The sequence below is a fragment of the Pseudomonas sp. Arb-4-2C genome, from assembly GCF_055755015.1.
The window spans coordinates 2,276,923-2,297,523 of sequence record NZ_CM146899.1; the positions used below are offsets into that span (position 1 = coordinate 2,276,923).

Here is a 20,601-nt window from a genome sequence, read left to right on the forward strand (position 1 = left end):
GCTTTTCTCATCACGATCAGCCTCGAAATTCTGGATAGCCGCTAAGCATGAAGTCACCTTCACCCCCCGCCGAAGACCCACGCAATCTGCAAATCGCCAGCGACACCGTCGGCCAGCAGCTGCAGCAGATCGCTATCCTGACCCGAAAATCGGCGAGCCATCTGGGCATGGCCCTGGGCATCAATCAGACCGACATGGCCGCGCTGGAGCACCTGATCACGGACGGACCGCTGCCACCCACCGAGCTTGCAGCGCGGCTTTCTGTGACCACCGCAGGCATTACTCAAGTCATCGACCGACTGGAGCGCGCCGGGCATGTGGTCCGTGAGCGCCAGCTCGATGACAAGCGTCGGGTGCTGGTCTGTCCCGTAGCCGAGTCGGTGGCGCAGGCTTATCGGCATGTCGCGCCAATGCTCAATGGCCTGAGCGCTGTGCTCGGCGCGCTCGAAGGGCGGGAGCGCGCGGTGGTCGAGGGGTTTCTCGGGCAGGTGATCGAGGTCTACCGCAGTACCTTGCCCGGTAGCGCTGATCCTGACGCTGAACAGCAGGGCGCGCGATGAAAGCAAAAAAAGTGCTGGTGAGCGGAGCAAGCATCGCCGGGCCTGCCCTGGCCTATTGGCTGTCCCGGCAGGGCATGGACGTCACCGTGGTCGAGAGGGCGCCGGCGTTTCGCGATGGCGGGCAGACGATCGACGTGCGGGGTGCCGGTCGTATCGTCGTTCAGCGTATGGGGCTTGAGGGCCAGATCCGGGCGAACACGACCCATGAGCAGGGCATCGCCTTTGTTGACCGGGGCAATCAGACCAAAGCGTTCATTGATGTGGATGCGTTTGAGGGTGACGGCCCTATCGCCGAACTGGAAATCCTGCGCGGCGAACTCGCCAAACTCTTGATCCGCCACAGCCAGGAGCGGGTCACGTATCGGTTCGGCGACAGCATCGAAACCATCGAGGACGATGGCGAGCAGGTGCAGGTGCGCTTCGAGCAGGGAAGTGAGCAGGTTTACGATTTGGTGATTGTCGCCGAAGGCATCGGCTCGGCGACGCGCAATCAGGTATTTGGCGATGAAGTCCAGCGCCGCCTCCTGAATCTCTACACCGCCTATTTCACCGTGCCTCGGCAGCCGAGCGATGGTCAGGTCATGCGTTGGTACAACATCCCCGGCGGCCGCTGTGTGTGTTTGCGCCCGGATAATCTGGGCACCACGCGGGCCTTTTTGTCTTTCCAGCAAGCGCCGAGCGGGTACGAGAAACTGCCGAAGGATCAGCAGGTGTCGTTGCTCAAGCACATGTTCGCCGATGCCGGTTGGGAGACGCCTCGCGTGCTCGCTGCGCTGGAGGATGCAACCGACCTTTATCTGGACGCAGTGGGGCAGGTCAAGATGCCCCGTTGGTCCAAGGGGCGCATCGCGCTGGTGGGCGATGCAGCCTATTGTGCCTCGCCCATCAGCGGCATGGGCACGAGCCTGGGATTGTGCGGCGCGTATGTGCTGGCCGGTGAACTGGGCCGCCACGCCGACCACACCCAAGCGTTCGCGGCTTACGAAAAGCGCCTGCGTCCTTACGTGACGCAGGCGCAAAGCGTGCCCGGGTTCGCGCCGAGACTGGCATCGCCACATTCACGTCTGGGCATTGCACTCGGCCACGCAGTGTTGAGGATGGCCACCGCACCGGGGTTGAGGAGCTTGTTCGCAAAGATTCTTTCACCGAAGGCTGACGCAATCGACCTGCCGAATTATGAAGATCCGCAGGGCATGTAGCGGGAGCGTTTCCGGCCGAAAGCCAGGCTTGCTAATGACACTGTGTGTCATATAGTCTTTTGCGTGTCGCTCCATCGCGCCTCCCATCAAGGATTTTCAATGAACGTTCATTTCGTGGTTCACGAAGCATTCGAGTTGCCCGGTGCCTATGAGACCTGGATTCTGCAGCGAAGGTACAAGGCAAGCTATTCGCATGTCCACGCGTTCGATGCCTTGCCCGAAAGCGTGGAGAGCATTGACCTGCTGGTGGTGCTGGGTGGCCCGCAATCGCCGGCGACTACGCTTGAGGAATGCCCGCATTTCGACGCGGCTGCCGAGTGCGGATTGATCGCTAAAGCCATCAAGGCGAACAAAGCGGTAGTGGGCGTCTGCCTGGGGGCGCAACTGGTGGGTGAGGCGCTGGGGGCTGCACACGGTCACAGCCCGGAAAAGGAAATCGGCAAGTTTGCGATCAGGCTGACGGAGGCGGGGAAGGGCAATGCGAAGGTGGCGCACTTCGGCGATGTGCTGGAGGTAGGGCATTGGCACAACGATATGCCGGGGCTGACGGCGGATGCGAAGATCCTCGCCGCAAGTGAAGGTTGCCCGCGACAGATTGTCGAGTACAGCGATCTGGTCTACGGCTTTCAGTGCCACATGGAGTTCACGGCGGATGCCGTGGAGTCCTTGATTGGCGCGTCCGGCGACGAGTTGGCAGCGGCGACTGGACGTCGATTCGTGCAGCAGCCGGCGGCGCTTCGAACCAATGTCTATGAGGAGATGAACCTCAAGCTCTTCGAGTTTCTCGACCAGTTGGTGGCACAGTATCAGCGGCAACGCTAGGGCTGGAAAACTCATCAAAGGCGCCGTCAAGCCACGGTTTCACGGCGCATTCTGTTCAGATCCAGACGTCGTTGTCCGCCGTGCGCTCCCCACCTTCGTGCCCGGTGTTACGTACGCCCCGAGGCTCGATCATCATCAATCGCGCTTCTCCCTCTGCTGCCGTCCGATGCTCGATCCCGCGTGGCACGACGTACAACTCACCTGGTCCGATGTAGACGCTGCCATGGGGCAGATCGATCCGCAGCGTGCCTTCGATCACGATAAAGGCTTCATCGGTTTCCGGGTGGGAGTGCCAGATGAACTCACCTTCGATGCGAACCACCTTGAACTGGTAGTCATTCATTTCGGCGACCACTCGCGGGCTCCATTGCTGGTCGATCAGTGCGGCTTTTTGCGCCAGATTGATGGCGTGCAGACTCGGTTCTTTGCGGGTGTGTGGCATGACAGATCCTCTCTCAAACGGGAGTCGTCAGCCTAGCGAAGGGGCGATTGGCAATGCTTGTACGATCCTGCAAGTTGATCCTGTGCGCGCACGCGCTCCAGCCAACGCGACGGAGATACACCATAAGTGCGGGTGAAGTGTCGGGTCATGTGACTCTGGTCGTGAAAACCCGCCGCCAGCGCGGCGTCCACCAGCGAGAACCGGTCAAGTACCAGCATGCGGAATACATCCAGGCGACGCAGGGTCACGAAACGATAAGGGCTGGTGCCGAACAGCACTCTGAAGTCCCGGGAGAGGCTCCACTTTTCACGGCCGCTGGCGTGCTCCAGCATCTCCAGCGTCACGCTCTGGTGCAGGTGGGCCATGATGAATTCTCTGGCGCGCTCGGCTGCCGGGTAGTCGAGCAGTTTGCGTCCACGAGGTTTGCCCGCCACCGCTCGCAGGGCCATTGCCAGCTCAAACAGGGCGTCCTGTTCTTCCAGCGGATCGAGTGCGTGATCCATCGCCTGCACGAAGGATTCGCTGGCCCGATACAGACGCGGATCGCTGGAGAGGCCGCCGGCGATAAAGGGTAACGGCTCACCCTTTAAAACCTGCTGAATCAGGGCCGGGTCGATATAGGCCATGCGATAGTGGAAACCTGCTTCGGTCCCGGCCATGCCGTCGTGCAGTTCATCTGGATGCAGCAGCAAAGTGTTTCCCGGCAAACCGTGGCGCAAGGTGCCCTTGTAGTGAAAGCTCTGCACGCCGGAGAGTGTGCGGCCGATCGAATAAGTGTCGTGCCGATGTGGCTGGTAGCCATGGCCGCCAAACCAGGCCTCGATGCGTTCTATCCGCCCCGGCTGAGTGCTGCGCACTACCCAATCGGAACCTGGATCTGGTTTGGACTTTTCCATGGTTTAACTGTCCCTGAAGGAGAAAGCCAGCTGCGAAGGATGATAGCGAACCTGATCGAAAGCCGGGTGCTTACAGCTCCATCACCGTTGCCCCCGCGTGTTTTGCGCCAGACGCTCACGCCAGTTGCCACCGTGCGTGCGCAGGCACTCTTGTTCGGAGTCGAAACGCACGCAGCGGTCTGAAGGGATCAGTTCGATGTCGGCTTCCCTCAGTGCGGTGGCCGTCAGTTCGAAGATGCGTGCTTTGGCTTGCGTCAGGGCGAGCGTTTTGTCTGCCTCGGTTTCGAACACCCAGATGACTGTCAGGGTTTCCGGCAACTCGTTCAGGTCAGCGGTGTGGGTCAGCCAGGTGAACCCTTTGATTTCACCTTTTGCGGTTTCACACGCGTCAGTGAGCGTGGCAATCAAGCGCCGCTCGATCCGCGCCAGTTCACGTTTTCCAGGGGGCATTGCGAGTTCCTTTGCCGACAATGGCCAGCGATCAAAAGCGCTCATCATATATCGCCGGCAGCGAGGAAGTCGTACGCCGGATCAAAGGCGAACTCTTCGCGTATTCCCAGGTTTGTAGATCAGCGTATCCAGCTCTTTACCCGCCACTGCCTCCGGGTCAGGCCCGGTACTTTTTTCCATCGCCTGAATCCGCGTGCAGAGAGCTGAAGCTGCGGTAACATGCCTCACCTCACTACCCACGAGCATTGAAAATGGATTCTCACTCGATTCTGACCTTCACCCTGGTTGCGGCAATTGCCATCGCCAGTCCCGGGCCTGCGACTTTGATGGCGATCAACAACAGCCTGGCTCACGGGCAGCGCAGCGCGATCTGGTCATCGCTGGGCAATGCCAGCGGCCTGTTCTGCCTGTCGGCGGCGGCGATGTTGGGGTTGGGGGCGTTGCTGGCGAGTTCCGAGTGGCTGTTCAATGCGGTGAAAATTCTTGGTGCCGGCTACCTGTTCTATCTGGGGCTCAAGCAGTTGTTCAAGAAAGGCCCGATGCTGCCCGACGGCATTGCCGATGACGTGAGCAAGAGCCGGCCGACCCGGACGAAGCTGTATAAGTCGGCGTTCCTCACGGCGGTGACCAACCCCAAGGCGACGATGTTTTTCACCGCGCTGTTCCCGCAGTTCATTGATCAGGGCGCAACGCTGTTGCCGCAGTTCCTGATCCTGACCTCAATCTTCATGGCATTGTCGGTGACGTCGCTGAGCCTGTATGCCGCGCTGGCCTCCCGGGCCAAGGGTGTGCTGACCCGGCCCGCGTTGTCGCGTTGGGTCAGCCGGGTGGTGGGCACCACGTTCATCGGTTTTGGTGCGGCGATTTTGACCATGCGCCGGCAAACCGTTTAAGCCCTGGAATCAATCCAGGTCGCTGGCCTGATGCCGTTCCGCGACCTGGCTCGCCTCGTCACCCCAGGTGCGGTTGACGCGTTGCCCGCGCTTGACTGCCGGTCGCTGGGCGATGTCTTCTGCCCAGCGTTGCACGTGGGTGTACTCCTGGGCCGCTAGAAACTCGGCAGCCGAATACACGTTGTTGCGCACCAGTTGGCCGTACCACGGCCAGACGGCGATGTCGGCGATGGTGTAGCTGTCGCCGGCCAGATAGCGGCTTTCACCGAGACGGCGGTCAAGCACGTCGAGCTGTCGCTTGGCTTCCATGGTGAAGCGGTTGATCGGGTACTCGAGCTTCTCCGGTGCATACGCGTAGAAATGCCCGAAGCCACCACCCAGATAAGGCGCCGCGCCCATCTGCCAGAACAGCCAGTTGAGGGTTTCGGTGCGCCCGGCTGGGTCTTTGGGCAGGAAGGCGCCGAATTTCTCCGCGAGATACAACAGGATCGAGCCGGACTCGAACACCCGAATCGGCGGCTGTGCGCTCCGGTCGAGCAGTGCCGGAATTTTCGAATTCGGGTTGATCTCGACAAAGCCGCTGGAGAACTGATCGCCTTCGTTGATGCGAATCAGCCACGCATCGTATTCGGCACCGGTGTGCCCCAGTGCGAGCAACTCTTCCAGCAGGATGGTCACCTTCACGCCGTTGGGCGTTGCCAGCGAGTAAAGCTGCAGCGGATGCTTGCCCACGGGCAGCGTTTTGTCATGCGTCGGCCCGGCAATCGGGCGGTTGATGCTGGCGAACTGGCCGCCGGACGGTGCTTCGTGCTTCCAGACTTTGGGCGGTACGTAGGGCGCTTTACTCATGAAACGGGCCTCATCGTGATTGTGCCGAGAATGACCTGACGGGTATCAGACGCGACAGCATAAACGCTCTGGCTCAAGTCTGCGCAACCCCCGGGATCATCAAACAGGCTGCCAGGCCAATCAGAGCGGCACCAATCACCTTGTCGATCGTGACGATTTCCATTGGGATGCAAGCGTGCATGGCGTGACGATTTGCGAGGAGTGGATCGGCCCGGTCTGCGTGCCGTCCAGTCGTCCCGCAAGCGATCATTTGCGCAGCGCCTGCTTATTGCGCAGCAAGACCCGCCCGCAGGCGTGGAACAACTGGCTGCGGCTGGCGGATATGACCGCGGCAGACGCCAGCCGGGTCGATTACGCGCATTTCTACCTGTGCATTCAGGCGGCGCTGGCAGGGTTGGGGATTGGCATGGCGTCGTTTCTGATGGTGCAGGACGAACTCAAGTCCGGCCAGTTGATCGCGCCATTCGGTTTTGTGCGCGACGGTTCGAGCTATTGCCTGTTGTCAGCGCGACCGTTTGCGCAGAGCACCAATGCCATGCTGTTTCGCGAATGGGTGACGCAGCAGATGAGTGCGTGCGGTCGGCAACTCGGGGATGGAATTACGGTTCGCTCACCCGAGTCTGTTTAACCCCGCCATCAGTCGCCGCTGTGTACCATCAGTGCCGGGAAAATCGGCCTGTGATCGACAGTTCAGTGCTAGCGATGTGGCCAGTGATCTTGAATTTCATACCACGAAGCTTTGGATGTCACCTCGACATGCTGCTGTTTGTCAGGGATAAAAACCGTATCCAGTGTTCCCAGCGCTATTGAGATCCAGTCCGAGAACTCACCTCGGCTGCGGGACCAAAACAGCGAAGCCCCGCAGTGAGTGCAAAATTGACGCAGCACTGCTTCAGAAGATGGATAAGACTTGATGTCGTCGTTGCCCTGCAACAACTCGAGGTCATTACGCAGCACGCTGCCATAGCTGGCAAATGCTGCACCATGGCTTTTGCGACACTGACTGCAATGGCAGTGAGCAACCGCTTTTGGTTTTGAGTTGATCTGGTATTTGACTGCGCCGCAAAGGCAACTGCCTCGCAAGGTCTCGGATGGACTTTTTAGCGAGTCCGGATCGAATGATGTGTTGGCGATCTCGCTGACGTCAGGTGCTAGCTGCCATTGACCGCAGGTGCCTGTGATCTGGCGTACAACCCATTGCTGCGGGCCCGTCCAGGATAGCTCGAGGTAGGGGCCTGCAAGCTGCGCGTTGGCGATCAGCAAGCTCGCTTCATCCGCCGGGCCGGGGCACATGCCTCCGGCCGCGAAAGGTACGCGCGCAAGCATCAGCTCGTTGAGCAGGCGTACGAGCTCGGCGTGGGACGTGAACGTTAGCGTGCGTTCTCCGGCTGCAGCACCGGCAAACACCAGATGGCCCGTCATCGAATCGGTCGATTTGATCGACGCCAGATGTACGGGGGGCTGCCCTGAGTCTTTTGCATAACGTGGCGTGTTCACTGCAAACCCTTTTCATCAGGTGTGTGAAACGCGGTGGCCAAAGCATTTTCCATCGGCCAGCGCTTCTTCAAATGTTCCGTCAAATATTCCATGAACGCTCGGACCTTCGGCGTCAGCGCCGCACGCTCCTGCACGCAGGCAAAGATCTCCATCGGCTCGCCGTAAGCCTGGTGTTCAGCCTGGTATTGCTCGAACAGCGGCAGCAGCTGACCGCTTTCGAGATAGGGGGCGGCGACGAATTCGGCCAGGCGTGTGACGCCTGCGCCGTTGACGGCCATTTGCGCCAGGGCGTCGATGTCGTCGCTGATGGCGGTGGCGTTGATCGGGGTGTCGTAGTGCTGGCCGTCGCGGATAAAACCCCAGCGCAGAAAGCGCCCGTCCAGCGGGTAGCGGAACGCCAGGCAGGCGTGGTGCTGCAGGTCTTGCGGCGCTTGCGGTACACCGGCGCGCTCAAGGTAGGCAGGGGCGGCGCAGAAGACGAAGGGCAGGGACACGATCCTGCGTGCCACGATGCCGTCTTCCAGTTGTGGCTTGATCCGCAGGCTCAGGTCGATGCCGTTCTGGATGTGGTTGATCTTGCCATTGGTGATCGACAGTTCCACCAGCAGGCGCGGGTGCAGCGCGGCGAAACCGGCAATCAGCGGTGCCAGCACATGCCGGCCGAACGCGGAGGTCGAGGCGATGCTCAAGCGACCTTGCAGCTCGCCTTGATCGCTGATGATCGAGCTTTGGGCTGACTCCAGATCCGCCGCGATGCGCCTGACCTTTACGTAATACTGCGCGCCGTTTTCGGTCAGGGCCATGCGGCGGGTGGTGCGTTGCAGCAGGCGTACGCCGAGGTGCGTTTCGAGGCGATTGAGGGTCTGGCTCACGGCGGCCGCACTGACGCCCAGAGTCTTGGCGGCGCCGACGATGGAGCCGGCTTCGACCACTTTGATAAAACTGGCAATCGCCGCCAACAGATTCATCCGTGTCCCGCCGAGTGGGTTCGATTCGTAAGTTCTGCTTTATAAAGTACCTGTGGCGGGCCGTCTAGTTGGGGGGCAGGGGCTTTGCTAAGGTGCCGGCTCCCTGTCAATGGATGGAAAAGCCATATGAATCAAAGAACAACCACCGAAGCCTTGTATCCCTCGCGTCGCAAGCTGTCGTCGCGGGTGACGCCGTATGTGTTTGCGCTGTACATGGCGACGATCATGGCGTTCCTGATGTCGCTGGTGATCACCGCCGCCAACTCCGGCATTGATAACGACTACCTGAGTAATGCGTTGCACGCCTACAAGCTGGCGATGCCGGTGGCGTTTCTGTGCATCCTCGTGGTGCGGCCGATTGTGATCAAGCTTGTGTCAATGACGGTGCACCCGCATCGCTGATTTCACACCTCAGAAAAACTCGTCCAGCAGCTGATAGAAGGCGACTTTTTGCTGATCCGGCTGGACCCCGTAAGCGTCGAAAAACACCGGCACCCATTGTTCGCCGAGGTTGTAGGCAATGCTGTGGGCCGCCAGCGCCAGGTCCTGAAAACGGTCGGCCACTCCCAGTCGCCCGCAGTCGACGAAACCGCTGAAGCGGTCGTTGTCGGCGAGCAGGTTGGGCAGGCACGCGTCGCCGTGGGTCACCACCAGGTCTTCGCTGGCCGGGCGTGCGTCGAGCATCTGCTGGAACACCGCTTCGGCGCTTTGGCCGAGGCGCGAATCGTCGAAATCTTCTTCGTCGATCAGACCGGCCAGCAGGTGCTCCCGGGCCAGGGCGATTTTCGGATCAAGGCGATGGTCGAACGGGCATTGGGTGATGTCGAGCGCGTGCAATGTGCGCAAGGCATTCGCCGCCAGTGTGACGATTTGCTGTGGGGTGAGGTGCTCGCTGCTGGCGAGGTCGCGCCCCGGTACAGCGCTCATCAGCAGCCAATAGCGGTCCTGCTCATCGATGCTGTCGAGGACCCGCGCCGCCGGCAAATCCTGCTCTGCCAGCCAGCGCAGGCGCTGCACTTCGCCGGGCAGTTCGGCAAAGGAGATGCGTGGTTCCGATTTGACGAACAGCGGCGCCGAGCCGGCGGGCGTCAGGCGAAACACGTCGGCGCGGGATTCGCCGATGGTCTGTTGTTCGCAGGCGCTGTCAGCGAAGCGGCTGCGCCATGTCTGTGGTAGCTGCATTTTCATTCGTCCCTTGCGGTAATGGGCGCCAGTGCGCCTTCAGAAACTCGATAAACACTTTGACCTTGCGCGTGCTGCGGCGGTGGGCCAGATACAGCACGTAAATCCACGGGCCGAATGCGCTCGGCTCACGCCAGTATTCGGGCATCACCTCGACCAGTTCGCCACGCGCCAGATACGGCGCGGCGCTCCATTGCGGCAGAAACTGCAGGCCCTGGCCCTGTAGCAGGCAGGCCAGCAGAAAGTCGTAATTGTCGCTGGCCACGCGCGGGCTCGGCTGGGTCAAACGTATCCGCCGGTCCCCTTGCTTGACCCACCAGAAATGCCGGTTGAGCAGCGGGTGCCGGAAGATCAGCCAATCATGTTGCTGATAGTTGTCCAGCGACACCTCTTGACCTTTGCGTGCCAGATACGCCGGGCTGGCGCACAACACCACCTGATTTTCGACGATGGGCTGGGCGATCACTCCCGGCAGATCGATCGGGCCGTCGCGCAGCGCCAGATCGTAACCGCCATCCACCGGATCGTCATAGCTGTCGCTCAAGTCGACCTCCAGATGCACCTGCGGATGGGCGTCGAGGAAACGGCAGCAGACTTCGTTGAGAAACGCCGGGGCGAAGGAGGGCGGGGCGGTGATGCGCAAGCCGCCGCTCAATTCGTGCTTGAGCTGTTCGACGCCTTCGCAGGCCAGTTGCAGTTGCATCAGCGCCTGCCGCGCGCCGTCCAGATAAATCCGCCCGGCCTCGGTCAGCGCCATGCGCCGCGTAGTCCGGTCGAACAGCCGTGTACCGAGTTCCTCTTCCAGCTGTGCCACGGCTTTGGTCAGGGCTGACGGGGTCTTGCCGAGCACCTCGGCGGCGCGGCTGAAATTACCGTGTTCGGCGGTGGCGACGAACATGGTCAGGGCGCTCATCTTGTCCATTGATCTATTCCTGCTGGGCACAGAAGTTGTGCGCGAGGTGGCATTCAGTTATCGCCAGGGCTTGGATAGGCTTGTTCGCAGCCTAACAAAAATAACGAGAAACCTCATGAAGCAGCTACTGACCCTGATGGTGTCATCGGCACTGGCCTGTGCCTCACTGGAAAGTCTGGCGTCAGCCGAGCTGATCCTGCACAACGCCAAGGTCTACACCGCCGAACCCGGCCAGGCCTTGCAGCAAGCGGTCGCGGTGGAGAGCGGCAAGATCCTCGCAGTGGGTACGGATGCGCAGGTGTTGCGCCTGAAAACGGCGGCCACGCAGGTGATCGACCTGCACGGCAAAGTGCTGATGCCGGGCTTCATCGACTCGCATTCCCACACGATCAAGGGCGGGCTGCAGTTGTTGCAGGCCAACCTCGATGGGCAGTTGTTGCCGCTCGAACAACTGGAGCAACGCCTGCGCCAGTGGCGCCAGGACGGCAAGGCGCAACGCGGGGAATTCCTCAGTGTCGGCGGGTTGCCGTCGACCTACTGGAGTGACGTCGCGGCTCTCGAACAGCGCTTCAATCAGGGCGAATGGGCGAACCAGCCGATCCTGCTGTTGGGCTGGGATCTGCACACCGGGTGGGCCAATCGGGCCATGCTCGAACGTGCCGGCGTCACGCCTGAAAAGGTCAAGGCCCTCAAAGGTGAAGAGCAGGCGACCATCGGCCATCACCCCGACGGCACCCCGGATGGCTTCCTCGTCGATGCCGGTCTGTACCCGGTGCAGGCCTTGCTGCCGCCGCCGACGGCTGAGGCGTTGCTGGCCGGCGGGCGCGCGGCGCTGAGCTATTACAAGCGTCTGGGAATCACCGGGTGGATGGACCCGATTGCCAACGAAGTCCCCGGCAGTGACGTCACCAACAGCACGCTCGGGGTGTTGCCGACCTATAAGCAACTCTCGGAGAACGGCGAGCTGACCGCCCACGTTGCGGCGTTGCTGATGGCCGATTCCAAGGCTACACCGGCCGACCTCGATGAGCTGGACAAGGTCCGTCAACAGTTCCTCGGTGTCAGCAACCTGACTTTACCGGGGATCAAGATCTTCGCCGACGGCGTTGCCGAAGTGCCGGCGCAAAGTGCGGCGATGCTTGAGCCGTACAGCAACTCGAAAAAGACCGGCGAGCTGCTGATCGACCCCGCGCATTTCGGCGAACTGGTCAACGCCGCCGATGCGCGCGGCTGGCTGGTGCATATCCACGCCATTGGCGACCGCGCGGTGCGTGAGTCGCTCAACGGCATCGAGCAGGCGCGCAAGGATCGCCAGAGTGGCATCGCGCACTCGATTACCCATCTGCAAATGGTCAACCCCAAGGAGTTCGCCCGCTTCAAGGCGCTGAATGTGATCGCTTCCATGCAGATGTTCTGGGCCGCCGCCGATGAGTCGAGCATGGATCTGGTCAAGCCCTACGTCAGCGCGATGGCCTTCATGTACACCTACCCGGCGCGCTCGCTGCTGAAGAACGGCGCGACTATCGCCGGCGCCAGTGACTGGCCGATCACCACCCCCGAGCCTTGGAAAGCGATCTATCAGGCCGTCAGCCGCAAAGGCCCGAAAGGTGTGCTCAACGCCGCCGAAGACATCGATCGCCAGACCATGTTCCAGGCCTACACCCTCAACGCGGCCAAGGTCCTGCGCCTGGAAGACCAGATCGGTTCGCTCAAGCCCGGCAAGCAGGCGGACATGATCGTGCTCGACCGCGATGTGTTCAGTGTCGAGTCCGAAGCCCTGCGCGACACCCAAGTGCTCACTACCTGGTTTGCCGGTCGCGAAATCTACCGCCGCAAGCCTTGATGGCCTCTCTGTGCAACGTAAACAAGGAAACCCTTTCGTGAATGTTCATTGCTTCGTCACCGACACCCGTAATCCGCAGATTCGCGGGCATCAGATTGGCGCCACCTGGGCCGCGCAGATCCGCCAGACGGTGGCGCTCTATCTGGATTTCTTCAATCAGGTCGGTGTGCCCCAGGCACAGGTGCAGGCCATCGGCGAAGCCAGCCTGCAAACCCTGCAAGGCTGGTGCCCGAGCCTCGCCGAAGAAATCGTCGCCACCGCTGAAGGTGCTGGCGTGCCGCTTTGGCAGCTCGCCAGCCTCAACGCCCGCACCGAGATTCTGGCGGTGATGCCGGCGTCCACCGAAGGCGAGTGCTCGACCGCCGTGTTCGCGCCCAACGGCGCACTGCCGCCGCGCACCATTCAGACCTGGGACTGGCACGATTCGCTGGTGCCCAACGGGCTGCTCCTGCAACTGACCACGGCCGGGGGCATGACGGTCAAGCTGTTCACCGAATTCGGCATGCTCGGCAAGATCGGCGTGAACAGTGCGGGGCTGGGGCTGCACTTCAATATCCTGCACCATGCCAGCGACAACGGGTCTGCCGGAGTACCGGTGCATGCGATTGCCCGGCGCATTCTCGAAGAAGCCACCTGTATTGATGAAGCGATTGCCCTGGCGCGTTCGGCGCGGGTGAGCGCCTCCACGGTGCTGACCGTGTTCTCCCGTGAGGACTCCAGCCCTCGTGCGGTGAGCATTGAAATGTCACCGGCCTTCACCGCTGTGGTGCGACCTGATGCCGAGGGCTGGATCACCCACACCAACCACTTTCTCGACCCCGAACTGAGCCTCGGCGAACGCACGCCTGACGCTTCGACGACTTACGCGCGCTTCGCCCATGTCAACGCGGCGCGGCAAAGCATGGCCAGTGGCAAGCTGAGCCGTCGGGCTGACGCCATGTGCGGCGAGGCGGGCGAAGACGCGCCGATCTGCTTCCACCCCGACCTGAGCATGCCGGCCACCGAGCGCTGGGAAACCCTGCTGACGATTGGCATCGACACTGAAAACAGCGTGCTCGAATACGCTGCCGGCAACCCTAAACAACTGGCCCGAAACGGCTATCTGCGTTTCTGAGTCGCTGCTTCCAATAAAAACAAAACGAGCATTGCACATGGCTACCGAGATTGATCGCAAGAGCGGTTCCCCGTCTGCGCTGAGGACGTTTTTCGTCTCCGGCATGGGCACCGCCCTGGAGTTCTATGACTTTGTGATTTACGGCACCGCCGCCGCGCTGGTGTTTCCCAAGGTGTTCTTCCCGCAGATGGATCCGCTGACCGCGACCCTGGTGGCGTTCGGGGCTTTCGGTGCGGGCTTCTTCGCCAGGCCGCTGGGCGGCATGGTGTTCGGGCATTACGGCGACAAGCTGGGCCGGCAGAAAATGCTGGTGATCACGCTGCTGCTGATGGGCTTGAGCACGCTGCTGATCGGTTGCCTGCCGGGCTATGCCACCCTCGGCGCCGGCGCGCCGGTGTTGCTGGTGCTGCTCAGGCTGGTGCAGGGCTTTGCCGCCGGTGGCGAGTGGGGCGGTGCGGCGTTGTTCGGTATCGAATCGGCGCCACCCGGACGACGGGGGCTGTGGGGCAGTTTCACCAGCATGGGCATCGGTATCGGCGGGATTCTCGGTGCCGGGGTGTTCGCCATCGTCAGTGTCGTGTCGCACGATGACCTGGCCGGATTCGCCTGGCGCATTCCGTTCTGGCTCGGTGGTGTGCTGGTGCTGATCGGCCTGTATGCGCGTTTGCAGAAGCCGCTCGAAACAACGGCCGAACCGCAGGCGCACGTGCGCATGCCGCTGCTCGAAGCACTGCGCGCACGGCCCAGAGCCATGCTGTTGTGCACCGGCATTGCCTTTGGCTACGTGACCATTGCCTACATCGGCAGCACGTTCTTTCTGTCGTACGCCACGCAGCTGGGTTATGGCAGCACTGACGCGCTGGTTTTCGACTTGTCGCTGTCGATCGCCATCGTGATGACCGCGCCGCTGTTTGCCTTGCTCTCCGACCGGATCGGCCGTCGCAAGGTGATGGTTCTCGGCGCGGTGATCATGGCCCTCGGCTTCTTCGCGTTCTTCCCGTTGGTCGGCCTCAAGAGCCTATGGATTTCTACCGCTGCGTACATCGCCATCGGTGCATTCATGGGGGCGACGCAAGGTCCGATTCCGGCGTTCCTGGCCGAACAGTTTCCACGGCAGATGCGTTATTCGGGGATGTCGGCGGCCTATCAGATCGGCGCGGCGCTGGGTGGCGGGACGGCATCCAGTGTGGCCACAGCGATTCTGATCGCCAACCATCACGACGCGTTCGGGGTGGCAGTTTACGGCGCGATTGCGCTGGGCATCGTGGCGCTGTGTTCATTGCTTCTCAAGGAGACGGCTCACCTTAGTCTTGAGCAGATCGACGAGGCCGACTGGGCGCAGACAGCGCCGGTCGTCACGGGTTAGCGGCAAAAACAATCGAAACTTCGCGCGCGCCTCGACTGTCCAGACCCTTGTACCGCCCGGCGGATATCACGCCGGGCAAGCTTCATGCATCGGTGACAGGCGAGGAACGAGATGACGACGACAGTGGGAGATTTTCTGGTTGAGCGGCTTGGCCAATGGGGCGTCACGCGGATTTTTGGTTATCCGGGAGACGGCATCAATGGCGTGTTCGGCGCGCTCGCCCGAGCCAACGGCAAGATCGAATTCGTTCAGGCGCGGCACGAAGAAATGGCCGCGTTCATGGCCTCGGCCCATGCCAAGTTCACTGGCGAACTGGGCGTGTGTATTGCCACCTCTGGCCCCGGAGCTTCGCACTTGATCACCGGGCTGTATGACGCCCGCATGGATCACCAGCCGGTGCTGGCGATTGTCGGCCAGCAGGCGCGCACCGCACTCGGCAGCCACTATCAGCAGGAGCTGGACCTAGTCTCGATGTTCAAGGATGTGGCCGGCGCCTTTGTGCAGCAGGCGTCGGCGCCGTCGCAAGTCCGGCATCTGCTCGACCGAGCGGTACGCACGGCGGTTGGCGAGCGGCGGGTGACGGCGATCATCCTGCCCAATGATTTGCAGGATCTCGAGTACGAGCCACCGGCGCGAGCGCACGGCACCGCGCACTCCGGCGTCGGTTATACCAAGCCGAAAGTGCTGCCCTATGAGGCGGATCTGCAGCGTGCCGCCGACGTTCTGAACAGCGGCGAAAAAGTCGCGATTTTGGTGGGCGCCGGTGCATTGCAGGCGACCGATGAGGTGATCGCTGTCGCGGAAAAGCTCGGCGCCGGGGTGGCCAAGGCACTGCTCGGCAAAGCCGCGTTGCCGGACGACTTGCCGTGGGTCACCGGCAGCATCGGCCTGCTGGGCACCGAGCCGAGCTACAAGTTGATGAGCGAGTGCGACACCTTGCTGATGATTGGCTCGGGGTTCCCTTACGCCGAATTTCTACCGAAGGAAGGTCAGGCGCGCGGCGTGCAGATCGACCTGCAGCCGGACATGCTCAGCCTGCGTTATCCGATGGAGGTCAATCTGGTCGGCGACTCCGCAGAAACCCTCGCCGCGCTGCTGCCCTTGCTCGAACAGAAGACCTCGCGCAAGTGGCGCAAAAAAGTCGAAGGCTGGCGCGGCAGCTGGGAGAAAACCCTGGAAAAACGCGCCATGGCCAAAGCCGACCCGATCAATCCGCAGCGGGTGGTGTATGAGCTGTCACCGCGTCTGCCGGAGCAGGCGATCATCACCAGCGACTCGGGCTCTTGCGCCAACTGGTATGCCCGCGACCTGAAGATTCGCCGCGGCATGCAGTGTTCGCTGTCCGGTGGCCTGGCTTCAATGGGCGCAGCGGTGCCGTATGCGATTGCCGCCAAGTTCGCACATCCCGAGCGCGCGGTGATTGCGTTGGTGGGCGACGGAGCGATGCAGATGAACAACATGGCCGAGCTGATCACCGTCGCCAAATACTGGCGTCAGTGGGAAAGCCCGAAGTGGATCTGCGCAGTGTTCAACAACGAAGACTTGAATCAGGTCACCTGGGAGCAGCGGGTGATGGAGGGCGATCCGAAGTTTGAAGCCTCGCAAAGCATCCCCGACGTGCCGTATCACCTGTTCGCCATTTCCATCGGCCTGAAAGGGATTTTCGTCGATCGCGAAGAAGACGTCGCCGCCGCCTGGGAGCAGGCGCTGGCCTCGGACGTACCGGTGCTGATCGAGTTCAAGACCGACCCCAACGTGCCGCCGTTGCCGCCACACATCAAGCTCGAACAGGCGAAGAAATTTGCCACGACGCTGCTCAAGGGCGACCCGGACGAAGCGGGCATCATCGTGCAGGCTGCCAAGCAAGTGCTGGGCGCGGTGCTGCCGCACAAGAAATAGCGATGAGGGAGAGCGATTGACGGCACCAACGATTTTCATCGGCTGCGCGGGCTGGAGCCTCGGGCGCGAGTATCGGCCTGAGTTTGCGCAGCAGGGCACTCACCTCCAGCGCTATGCGTTGCGGCTGAATGCGGTGGAAATCAACAGCTCGTTCTATCGCCCGCATCGTCGTCAGACCTATGAGCGCTGGGCGGATTCGGTACCGTCGGACTTTCGTTTTTCGGTGAAGGTACCGAAACGGATCACCCATGAATTGCGCCTGGAAAACTGTGATCAGGCGCTGGATGAGTTCCTCGGCCAGTGCGGCGGCCTGGCGGATCGGCTGGGATGTTTGCTGGTACAGCTTGCGCCATCGCTGGCATTTGCGCCGGCCAGTGCTGAAGCATTTTTCGTGGCGTTGCGACAGCGATTCGACGGTGACGTGGTGCTTGAACCACGGCATGAATCGTGGGTGGCGGCGGAACCGATGTTGCGGGCGTATCGCATCGCCCAAGTGGTGGTCGATCCCTCGCGGATCAGTACCGATGGCTCAGTGCAGGGTTGGCCGGGTATACGCTATTGGCGGCTGCACGGCTCACCACGCATTTACCACAGCACCTACGACGAACGTTATCTGCAAGCGTTGGCACAGCAGCTGAAAGTCGCGACAGCAGAAGGCGCCGCGACCTGGTGTATCTTCGACAACACCGCCAGTGGCGCCGCCTTGGGGAACGCATTGGCACTGGCAGCATTGGTCAGGGGTTGAATCAGGCGGACAAGTGTTCGTACAGAATGGTCGCGCCGACGATCATCAACACCACGCCACCGACGATTTCCGCACGCTTGCCGACCACTGCGCCGAGTACCCGACCGAGCATCACGCCGATGGTCACCATGGTCATGGTCGCCAGGCCGATGGCCGCTGCGGCCACCCAGATATTCACGTCGACAAATGCCAGGCCGACGCCGACCGCGAGCGCGTCGATGCTGGTGGCGAACGCGGTGACCGCCAGAATCAGGAACGAGTGTTGACCGGGTTTTTCTTCTTCCTCGTCTTCGTGTTTGAGGCCGTTGTAGATCATGTGCAGACCGAGGATGACCAGCAGGGTGAAGGCGATCCAGTGGTCCCATTCGGCGACCCATCGGGTGGCGGCCTGGCCGATCAGCCAGCCGATGATCGGGGTGATGGCTTCGATCACACCGAAGATCAGACCGGTGCGCAGTGCTTCGCTCAGACGCGGTTTGTGCAGGCTGGAGCCTTTGCCGATGGCCGCGGCGAACGCGTCCGTGGACATGGCCAGGGCGAGGAAAATGAGGGAAACAGGATTCACGGGGGCACACTTCCAGTCGGGCTATGAGTCAACGACACAACCACACGCCCGACTTTAGGCATGGATGTGTCGTCGGTCTCACCAACCAAAAGGTGTTCGCACCACGGCGTGTTGCCGAGAATGTTGATACGAACGCTTCCGAGGGACTCGGAAACAGGCTACTCCCCAACGAGGCCCCGGATCTTAATCGGGCAAATATGAAAATTTTGTCAAAAGAGTCGAGCTGAAGAGGTCCACTCACCTTGAGCCTTCTGTGATCAGAATTTCCTGTGGCGAGCCACTGGATTTTAACTGGCCGATGCCAGGCCCTTGGGAACTTCGTTGATCCGCAACTCGGCACACAACCCGCCCTGCGCTCGGTTATACAACTGCAGCGAGCTGCCGATCTTGCTGACGATCATCTGCACGATCGCCAACCCGAGTCCGGCGCCATTGCCGTGGCCGTGGCTGTAGAAACGCTCGAACAGCCGCGCGTATTCCAATTCGTTGATTCCGGGCCCGGCGTCCTCGACGCTGATGTACACCGCACCGCCTGCCTGCGGTTGCACCTGCACCCGCACCTCGCTGCCGGGCGGGGCGAAATTCAGGGCGTTGGTCACCAGATTCTGCAGGGCGATGGCGAGGGCTACCGGGTCGGTTTCGATTGGGCAGGGGTGCTCGCTGTCGAGGATCAGTTCGACGTCTTTTTCCAGGGCCAGCGGCGCCAGTTCGGCGAGCTCTTCGCGGACCAGTTCGGTCAGGTCCACCGCGCTGGTTTCGGGGTTGGCCAGGCGCGGTTCGATACGCGCCATGGTCAGCAATTGGCTGGCGATGCGCGTCGCCCGATCCACGGCGCTGACCAGATATTCCAGGGCTTCTTCGCGCTGTTGCGAGGTCGCGGCCAGTTGCGCGTTTTGCGCATGGATCCGCAGGATCGCCAGTGGCGTGCGCAGTTCGTGCGCGGCGTCGGCGATGAAGCGGCGCTCGCGGGCCAGCAGATTGTCGATCTGCTGCAACAGGCGATTGAGCGCGGTTTGCATCGGCTCCAGATCATGCGGCAGAGGGCTGAGGTGCAGCGGTTTCAGGGTTTCGGTGTCACGCCCGCGAATGCTCTGCGCCATGGCGCGCAGCGGTTGCAGGCCCCAGCCGATGGTCAGCCAGATCAGCGCGGCCAGCAACGGTACGCCGATCAGGCTCGGCCACAGCGTGTGGCCGACGATGCGCTCGATCAGGTCCTGGCGAATATCGTCGCGCTCGCCGACCCAGATCAGCAGCCCCTGTTGCGGATCCTTGAGCAGAAAGGCGCACCAGTCGCGGCCATTCTCCATCAGGTCATGCGAGCCCGGAGTGGTCGGTGGCGCCGCGAGTTCCGGCGCCTCGGCCGAGCGCACCAGCAACTGCCCGTCGCTGCGCCAGACCTGAAAGGTCAGCCGGGTTTCGTAAGGGTGCGCGGCCTCGCCGTCGCCGACCCGGCTCATGGCTTCATCGAAGGCCTGATAGAGCCGGCTCCAGTCGTTGTCGCCCGGCGCGCGCTGGGCCAGCACGCCTTGCAACAGACGGGCACTTTGCGCCAACTGGGCATCGTAGACTTCTTCGATCTCATGGTGGCTGTCACGCAGCACCAGCCAACTGATCAGCACATCGCCGATCAACACCAGTATCAGCACCGGCACCAGAATCCGCGCACGGATGGAAATCATGCTTTGAGCTCCAGCACATAGCCGACACCGCGCACGGTGCGGATCAACTCGGTCGAGAGCTTTTTGCGCAGGTTGTGGATCAGCACTTCGAGGGTGTTGCTCTCGACTCGTTCCTGCCAGCCATACAGCGCCCGGGACAGGCGTTCGCGAGTGACAACCTTGCCGGGGCGGGCCAGCAGTTGGTGCAACAGTTGATATTCCATCGGCGTCACCACCACCTCGTTGCCGTGCCAGCTGACCTGTTGCGTGACCGGGTCGAGGCACACTCCGGCGTGCTCCAGCACCGGTTGCGCGCGGCCCTGACTGCGGCGCAACAGGGCACGGATACGCGCTTTCAATTCATCGACATCGAACGGCTTGATCAGGTAGTCGTCGGCACCGGCGTCCAGCCCGGCAATGCGTTCGGCGGTGCCGTCGCGGGCGGTGAGGATCAGCACCGGCAGATCCAGTTGTTCGCCGCGCAGCCGTTGCAACAGCGCCAGGCCGTCGAGGCGCGGCAGGCCGAGGTCGAGCAGCAGCAGATCGAAGCTTTCACTGCGCAGGGCATGCAAGGCGCTGACCCCGTCCTGCAACCAGTCGAGGGTGTAGCCTTCGCTGCCGAGGGCAACGCGAATGCCTTGGCCGAGGGCGCGATCATCTTCGACCAGCAGTAGGCGCATAGCGGATTCTCTTGCAGAAACAGGGCGGGTGACCGGCCGCATCATGCCGCTGCGCAGCCG

At 61.8% G+C, this 20,601-nt stretch carries 22 protein-coding genes; 11 read left to right on the forward strand and 11 right to left on the reverse strand.

The annotated features are described in order from the left end of the window. Positions 1-47 precede the first annotated feature (47 nt). From AC0J41_RS10140 to AC0J41_RS10150, 3 genes are all read left to right on the forward strand, one after another. Positions 48-560, forward strand: a complete 513-nt coding sequence (locus AC0J41_RS10140; RefSeq protein WP_025111579.1) for a MarR family winged helix-turn-helix transcriptional regulator — start codon at positions 48-50, stop codon at positions 558-560. Further along, positions 557-1,759, forward strand: coding sequence for an FAD-dependent monooxygenase (locus AC0J41_RS10145; RefSeq protein WP_473015412.1), 1,203 nt, complete (start codon positions 557-559; stop codon positions 1,757-1,759). Before AC0J41_RS10140 ends, AC0J41_RS10145 begins: the two co-directional genes overlap by 4 nt. Positions 1,760-1,858: 99 nt before the next feature. Further along, positions 1,859-2,581 (forward strand): glutamine amidotransferase-related protein, encoded by a 723-nt coding sequence (locus tag AC0J41_RS10150; protein WP_473015413.1) that lies wholly within the window; start codon positions 1,859-1,861, stop codon positions 2,579-2,581. Between the two features lie 55 nt (positions 2,582-2,636). On the opposite strand, the gene AC0J41_RS10155 is transcribed toward AC0J41_RS10150, so the two are convergent. From AC0J41_RS10155 to AC0J41_RS10165, 3 genes are all read right to left on the reverse strand, one after another. After that, positions 2,637-3,023: a cupin domain-containing protein gene (locus tag AC0J41_RS10155; protein ID WP_473015414.1), complete on the reverse strand. Its 387-nt coding sequence runs from the start codon at positions 3,021-3,023 to the stop codon at positions 2,637-2,639. 32 nt (positions 3,024-3,055) lie between these two features. After that, a complete protein-coding gene (locus AC0J41_RS10160; protein WP_473015415.1) occupies positions 3,056-3,919 on the reverse strand; it encodes an AraC family transcriptional regulator in 864 nt (287 codons plus the stop codon). Positions 3,920-4,000: 81 nt separating this feature from the next. Then, a complete protein-coding gene (locus AC0J41_RS10165) occupies positions 4,001-4,369 on the reverse strand; it encodes a hypothetical protein (RefSeq protein ID WP_473015416.1) in 369 nt (122 codons plus the stop codon). Positions 4,370-4,620: 251 nt separating this feature from the next. On the opposite strand from AC0J41_RS10165, the gene AC0J41_RS10170 reads away from it, so the two are divergent. Further along, positions 4,621-5,262: a LysE family translocator gene (locus tag AC0J41_RS10170; RefSeq protein ID WP_473015417.1), complete on the forward strand. Its 642-nt coding sequence runs from the start codon at positions 4,621-4,623 to the stop codon at positions 5,260-5,262. A gap of 9 nt (positions 5,263-5,271) precedes the next feature. Here the strand turns inward: AC0J41_RS10170 and yghU are convergent, their stop codons facing one another. Then, positions 5,272-6,111 carry a glutathione-dependent disulfide-bond oxidoreductase gene (yghU, locus tag AC0J41_RS10175; protein ID WP_025111586.1) on the reverse strand — a complete coding sequence of 280 codons (840 nt, stop codon included), beginning with the start codon at positions 6,109-6,111 and terminating at the stop codon, positions 5,272-5,274. A 175-nt stretch (positions 6,112-6,286) separates the two neighbouring features. Between yghU and AC0J41_RS10180 the strand changes: the two genes are divergently transcribed. Then, positions 6,287-6,739, forward strand: coding sequence for a LysR substrate-binding domain-containing protein (locus tag AC0J41_RS10180; protein WP_473015419.1), 453 nt, complete (start codon positions 6,287-6,289; stop codon positions 6,737-6,739). Positions 6,740-6,807: 68 nt separating this feature from the next. On the opposite strand, the gene AC0J41_RS10185 is transcribed toward AC0J41_RS10180, so the two are convergent. Both AC0J41_RS10185 and AC0J41_RS10190 read right to left on the reverse strand, forming a co-directional pair. Continuing rightward, positions 6,808-7,245 carry a GFA family protein gene (locus AC0J41_RS10185; RefSeq protein WP_473015983.1) on the reverse strand — a complete coding sequence of 146 codons (438 nt, stop codon included), beginning with the start codon at positions 7,243-7,245 and terminating at the stop codon, positions 6,808-6,810. A gap of 359 nt (positions 7,246-7,604) precedes the next feature. Further along, a complete protein-coding gene (locus AC0J41_RS10190) occupies positions 7,605-8,576 on the reverse strand; it encodes a LysR family transcriptional regulator (RefSeq protein WP_473015420.1) in 972 nt (323 codons plus the stop codon). Positions 8,577-8,702: 126 nt separating this feature from the next. Between AC0J41_RS10190 and AC0J41_RS10195 the strand changes: the two genes are divergently transcribed. Continuing rightward, complete coding sequence (locus tag AC0J41_RS10195) at positions 8,703-8,978, forward strand: DUF2798 domain-containing protein (protein WP_473015421.1); 276 nt, start codon at positions 8,703-8,705, stop codon at positions 8,976-8,978. Between the two features lie 9 nt (positions 8,979-8,987). Here the strand turns inward: AC0J41_RS10195 and AC0J41_RS10200 are convergent, their stop codons facing one another. Together AC0J41_RS10200 and AC0J41_RS10205 are read right to left on the reverse strand one after the other, a co-directional pair. Beyond that, a complete protein-coding gene (locus tag AC0J41_RS10200; RefSeq protein ID WP_473015422.1) occupies positions 8,988-9,764 on the reverse strand; it encodes an APH(3')-II family aminoglycoside O-phosphotransferase in 777 nt (258 codons plus the stop codon). Continuing rightward, positions 9,721-10,680 carry a LysR family transcriptional regulator gene (locus tag AC0J41_RS10205; RefSeq protein ID WP_473015423.1) on the reverse strand — a complete coding sequence of 320 codons (960 nt, stop codon included), beginning with the start codon at positions 10,678-10,680 and terminating at the stop codon, positions 9,721-9,723. The genes AC0J41_RS10200 and AC0J41_RS10205 overlap by 44 nt, the downstream gene beginning before the upstream one ends. A 106-nt stretch (positions 10,681-10,786) precedes the next feature. Here AC0J41_RS10205 and AC0J41_RS10210 point away from each other — a divergent pair, with 106 nt between their 5' ends. From AC0J41_RS10210 to AC0J41_RS10230, 5 genes are all read left to right on the forward strand, one after another. Next, positions 10,787-12,514 carry an amidohydrolase gene (locus tag AC0J41_RS10210; protein ID WP_473015424.1) on the forward strand — a complete coding sequence of 576 codons (1,728 nt, stop codon included), beginning with the start codon at positions 10,787-10,789 and terminating at the stop codon, positions 12,512-12,514. A gap of 37 nt (positions 12,515-12,551) precedes the next feature. After that, the gene (locus AC0J41_RS10215) at positions 12,552-13,628 is read left to right on the forward strand and encodes a C45 family autoproteolytic acyltransferase/hydolase (protein ID WP_473015425.1); all 1,077 of its coding nucleotides are present in this window, start codon (positions 12,552-12,554) and stop codon (positions 13,626-13,628) included. Between the two features lie 37 nt (positions 13,629-13,665). Next, positions 13,666-14,994, forward strand: coding sequence for an MFS transporter (locus AC0J41_RS10220; protein WP_473015426.1), 1,329 nt, complete (start codon positions 13,666-13,668; stop codon positions 14,992-14,994). A gap of 111 nt (positions 14,995-15,105) precedes the next feature. Further along, positions 15,106-16,893, forward strand: coding sequence for a thiamine pyrophosphate-requiring protein (locus AC0J41_RS10225; RefSeq protein ID WP_025111594.1), 1,788 nt, complete (start codon positions 15,106-15,108; stop codon positions 16,891-16,893). Positions 16,894-16,909: 16 nt separating this feature from the next. Then, positions 16,910-17,638 (forward strand): DUF72 domain-containing protein, encoded by a 729-nt coding sequence (locus tag AC0J41_RS10230; protein WP_473015428.1) that lies wholly within the window; start codon positions 16,910-16,912, stop codon positions 17,636-17,638. A 1-nt stretch (position 17,639) separates the two neighbouring features. On the opposite strand, the gene mntP is transcribed toward AC0J41_RS10230, so the two are convergent. The 3 genes from mntP to AC0J41_RS10245 form a co-directional block, all read right to left on the reverse strand. After that, positions 17,640-18,203, reverse strand: a complete 564-nt coding sequence (gene mntP, locus AC0J41_RS10235) for a manganese efflux pump MntP (protein ID WP_025111596.1) — start codon at positions 18,201-18,203, stop codon at positions 17,640-17,642. Positions 18,204-18,490: 287 nt separating this feature from the next. Next, on the reverse strand, positions 18,491-19,882 hold the full coding sequence (locus AC0J41_RS10240; protein WP_473015429.1) for an ATP-binding protein: 1,392 nt from the start codon (positions 19,880-19,882) through the stop codon (positions 18,491-18,493). After that, complete coding sequence (locus tag AC0J41_RS10245) at positions 19,879-20,541, reverse strand: response regulator (RefSeq protein ID WP_025111598.1); 663 nt, start codon at positions 20,539-20,541, stop codon at positions 19,879-19,881. The genes AC0J41_RS10240 and AC0J41_RS10245 overlap by 4 nt, the downstream gene beginning before the upstream one ends. Positions 20,542-20,601: the final 60 nt, after the last annotated feature.